This is a genomic window from Acinetobacter sp. YH12142 (assembly GCF_013418435.1).
GTDB lineage: Bacteria > Pseudomonadota > Gammaproteobacteria > Pseudomonadales > Moraxellaceae > Acinetobacter > Acinetobacter amyesii.
In genome coordinates, this window is sequence record NZ_VPCB01000005.1 from 1 (window position 1) to 3,818 (window position 3,818).

A 3,818-nucleotide genomic window follows, 5' to 3' on the forward strand; every position below is an offset into this window, starting at 1 on the left:
AAGTATTTGGATTGTCACTGCTTGCTCCAAAGTTAACATGTTGAGCAGTCCAAAATGACCGCTATATTAACCAAGGGGGTCAGTTTTTAAATGCCATTAGGGGGTCATTTTTACACTGCCGCTAACAATTTAATTTGCTATATATATTTTTTATGTATTTTAAAACTTTATTTTTGATATAAAATTTACCAAAATTCAAATGTAATATTTTGTAAATGGTGTGATAAAACTCGATTTTTGCAGACTAAAGCTGACTGATTTACATAAAGAAAACAAAAAGTGATCTAAAGGCGTGTAATTTAGAATATTCGATTAAAAAAAACCTGCTTAAAAAGCAGGTCATTGATTTAGAAAAATGAAGTCACTTAAGCAAAAATATTACAAGCTGCAGATGCTAGAATCCATAAAATCACCACTGCAACGATAGGCTCTACAATTTTTGACCAAGTTGGTACTTGTACTTCAGTTGTCACGTCATCTTGCGTATGTTGTTGATTAACCATTTGATTGAACTCCTTCATTGATGCTTCTAATGATATCTCTTCTTGCAGATTTGGTTTAGAACCAAGGAGCTCTGTTAGGTTGTTTGTTGACCAAACCCAATCATCCGCTTGACCAGAAAGATGTTCAATTTGTCCATTGAGTAATTCTCGAATACTTTGTGGCGAATGTGAGCCTGTATCATGAAGTTGTTTTAATTCATTTAATTGTAAATGAAAAACTTCTGTAGTTAGGTTTTCGAGTTCAGAGCGTTCTAATGTTGATGCATTTGAAGGGTTTGTAGTGAGATGGCGTGAAACTTCCTGAATATAGAGTTCATCAGGCTGAGTAATTTCTTGATAAACCTTTTCGCCATTAATGCGTAGCTGATGAATTAATTCACCTAAGGTTAAAGCATTAATTTCACGTAAATGTTGTCGTTTTTCTTCACGATTTAAATGACTTAAAAGCGTAGGCTTTTGAGATTCTATTTGTTCGACAAAATATTGTACTAAATCAAAAGCCATTATTCGCTTCCTTATTCTTTAATCGAGCAACCTTAAACCCGGTTTTTTCTTCGGTTGCTCTTGTTGTTCTTGGTCGTTTGATTTTAAAGCATTTTGATCATTCTGAATACCTTCATATTCTTGAGGATCGAAGAACATACCTTGACCATTTTCACGTGCATAGATGCCTAGAACAGCAGAAAAGGGGATATAGAGGTTTTGCGAAACGCCACCAAAGCGTGCAGAGAAAGTAATCGTCTCATTGCTCATGTGTAGCGCATGCGTTGCATGAGGTGCGATATTCAGGACAATTTGGCCATCTTGAATATATTGAACTGGCACCATCGTACCATTCTGTGTCGCATCGACAAGTAGGTAGGGCGTAAGTTTATTTTCACAAATCCATTCATAAAGTGCCCGTGTTAAGTATGGACGCGTTGGAGTGAGTTGTAGTTCCTGTTCAGACATAATGCTTACTCGAATATTTATGGAAAATTAATTTTTTGCTAAAAGCTCGCTATAGCGATTTTTTTCCTGCAATGTCATTGATTTGATAAATGCTGGACGGCTAAAGATGCGTTGGCAATAGAGAAATATAGGACGGCATTGCTGTTTGGGAAGCTCAATACCCATGGCTTTTAGGCGCAGAAATATAGGCGCGAGCATACAGTCTAACATGCTAAATTGTTCAGACATAAAATAAGGATAATGCTGAAACAAGGGGGTTAGTGATATGAGTGTATCACGTAATTGTTTTTGTGCTTTTTGCTTGGCTTTTTCATCGAGGGTATCGGGATGGCGAAGCATAATATCCGCCAGTCTTAACCAATCTTGTTCGAAGCGCCATACATATTGACGTTGCTCTGCACGAGGCATAGGTGCATCTGCATACAGTTTATTTTGACGATAACGGTCATCCAGATATTCGGCAATAATACTGCTGTTATAGAGTTTTAGGCCATTTTCAATCATCATCGGAAGTTGATTGTAGGGATTTAAACTCGCAAGATCTTCGTCTTCATCATCAGCAATAATTAAATTATGTTTGATTTGCTTCTCTGCAAGTACATAGCGTATCCAGTGTGAGCGAAAGTCATCCGCATGACTGTAAAGCGTAATCCCTTGGAGAGGTGCATTTTCGACTGACATAATCCGAGACGATGAGAAATGAATAAGATAGGATACTAAAATTAGACAGTAAAATCACGGAGACTTTAGCAATATCAATGCAGCTACAACGAAAATTCCAGTTTTGGTTTATTTTATCTGATAGATTGTCATGTCATTCATTTACCTGATCATCACCGCATGATGACCATTGCACTTGTACAAAAATTATTATTTTTCGCTGCGGTTATTTTTATGGGCATTGGCTTTTATACGGCACTCGCTGGAGGTTATGCCTCTGATTATGGAGCAGAGGATGATAGCCTAGAACAAAAAAGCAAAATCACCATCTGTACAATTACACTAACACTGTCGGTTATATGCTTAATTGCGAGTTTGAGTCTCTTGGTTTATCGGTTCGTTGTTATATTTGCATCATCTTCATAAAAATCAAGATATAAAAAAACCTTGGCATAAGCCAAGGTTTTTTTGTCCGATTCGGTAAACGAATTAACGTTTAGAGAATTGAGGACGTTTACGAGCTTTACGTAAACCAAGTTTCTTACGTTCAACTTCACGAGCATCACGAGTAACGAAACCAGCTTGACGAAGAGCAGGTTTAAGAGTTTCGTCAGAAGCGATCAATGCACGAGTAATACCGTGACGGATAGCGCCTGCTTGACCACCGATACCACCACCAGCAACAGTGATGTAAAGGTCATATTTCTCAGTAGCTTCTAAAAGCTCAAGTGGTTGGTTAACAACCATACGAGCAGTTTCACGACCGAAATATTGTTCTAAAGAACGGTTGTTGATTACGAGTTTACCAGTACCAGCTGATAGGAAAACACGTGCAGTTGCGGTCTTACGGCGACCTGTACCATAGTTAGTAGCCATGTGCTGTATCCCTTAGATGTCCAAAACTTGTGGCTGTTGAGCAGTATGTGGATGCTCAGTACCAGCGTACACTTTCATTTTCTTGATCATTGCATAACCAAGAGGACCTTTTGGCAACATGCCTTTTACAGCACGTTCGAAGATTTCTTCTGGTTTGTGAGCAACTAATTTTTCGAAATTAGTTTCACGAATACCACCAGGGAAACCAGTGTGGCGATAATATTTCTTATCAAGTGATTTTTTACCAGTCACTTGAACTTGCTCAGCATTGATAACAACGATGTAGTCACCAGTGTCAACGTGAGGAGTATAAGAAGTTTTGTGCTTACCGCGTAAACGACGAGCGATTTCAGTCGCAAGGCGACCTAAAGTTTTGCCAGAAGCATCAACAACGTACCAGTCGTGTTGAACTTCAGCTGGCTTAGCGCTGAGAGTTTTCATTAAACCACTACCTATTATAGTTGGTTTGGACTATGGAAGCTGTCCAAACAAAAGGAGACGCGATTCTATACGAATACGTGAAGAATCACAAATGAAAATATAAAATTTCAAGCGCTGTATTGTAGTATATTTCTTCAGCAATAAACAGTAGATAATCCAGAAATTATAAAAAAAGCGGATGAAAGTAAATCATGTCGAATTCTAATCTGTTAAAAAACACATCTGAACCCTTATTTTGCGACATTGGTGGTATTTAATGGGCTTATGTAGCACCTTGATTTTAAGCCCAACTTTTTTGTATTTGGTATATTTGCATGGGGCGGATGGTGCGATCATCGTTTTGTTGATGATGCTCACTTTATTTTTCCTTAGTTATTTATTGGTTTC

At 37.9% G+C, this 3,818-nt stretch carries 6 protein-coding genes; 1 reads left to right on the top strand and 5 read right to left on the bottom strand.

Annotated elements, in window-relative coordinates; all coding sequences use genetic code 11:
* Positions 1-365 precede the first annotated feature (365 nt).
* From FTU77_RS05755 to FTU77_RS05765, 3 genes are read right to left on the bottom strand one after another with little or no spacing between them, the layout of a single operon-like run.
* Entirely contained in the window at positions 366-1,007 is a 642-nt protein-coding gene (locus tag FTU77_RS05755) for a hypothetical protein (protein ID WP_180055208.1), read from the bottom strand.
* Positions 1,008-1,025: 18 nt separating this feature from the next.
* A complete protein-coding gene (locus FTU77_RS05760) occupies positions 1,026-1,454 on the bottom strand; it encodes a ClpXP protease specificity-enhancing factor (RefSeq protein ID WP_180055210.1) in 429 nt (142 codons plus the stop codon).
* Between the two features lie 27 nt (positions 1,455-1,481).
* A complete protein-coding gene (locus tag FTU77_RS05765) occupies positions 1,482-2,135 on the bottom strand; it encodes a glutathione S-transferase N-terminal domain-containing protein (protein WP_078194277.1) in 654 nt (217 codons plus the stop codon).
* A gap of 159 nt (positions 2,136-2,294) precedes the next feature.
* Here FTU77_RS05765 and FTU77_RS05770 point away from each other — a divergent pair, with 159 nt between their 5' ends.
* Positions 2,295-2,540, top strand: a complete 246-nt coding sequence (locus tag FTU77_RS05770; RefSeq protein WP_180055212.1) for a hypothetical protein — start codon at positions 2,295-2,297, stop codon at positions 2,538-2,540.
* A 63-nt stretch (positions 2,541-2,603) separates the two neighbouring features.
* On the opposite strand, the gene rpsI is transcribed toward FTU77_RS05770, so the two are convergent.
* Positions 2,604-2,990, bottom strand: a complete 387-nt coding sequence (gene rpsI, locus FTU77_RS05775) for a 30S ribosomal protein S9 (RefSeq protein WP_078190115.1) — start codon at positions 2,988-2,990, stop codon at positions 2,604-2,606.
* A gap of 12 nt (positions 2,991-3,002) precedes the next feature.
* Positions 3,003-3,431 carry a 50S ribosomal protein L13 gene (gene rplM, locus FTU77_RS05780; RefSeq protein WP_004722943.1) on the bottom strand — a complete coding sequence of 143 codons (429 nt, stop codon included), beginning with the start codon at positions 3,429-3,431 and terminating at the stop codon, positions 3,003-3,005.
* Positions 3,432-3,818: the final 387 nt, after the last annotated feature.

What these genes read in the sequence shown, in the direction of transcription:
- FTU77_RS05755 (WP_180055208.1), bottom strand. Translation starts at nt 1,007, where the DNA reads ATGGCTTTTGATTTAGTACAATATTTTGTCGAACAAATAGAATCTCAA.
- FTU77_RS05760 (WP_180055210.1), bottom strand. Translation starts at nt 1,454, where the DNA reads ATGTCTGAACAGGAACTACAACTCACTCCAACGCGTCCATACTTAACA.
- FTU77_RS05765 (WP_078194277.1), bottom strand. Translation starts at nt 2,135, where the DNA reads ATGTCAGTCGAAAATGCACCTCTCCAAGGGATTACGCTTTACAGTCAT.
- FTU77_RS05770 (WP_180055212.1), top strand. Translation starts at nt 2,295, where the DNA reads ATGATGACCATTGCACTTGTACAAAAATTATTATTTTTCGCTGCGGTT.
- rpsI (WP_078190115.1), bottom strand. Translation starts at nt 2,990, where the DNA reads ATGGCTACTAACTATGGTACAGGTCGCCGTAAGACCGCAACTGCACGT.
- rplM (WP_004722943.1), bottom strand. Translation starts at nt 3,431, where the DNA reads ATGAAAACTCTCAGCGCTAAGCCAGCTGAAGTTCAACACGACTGGTAC.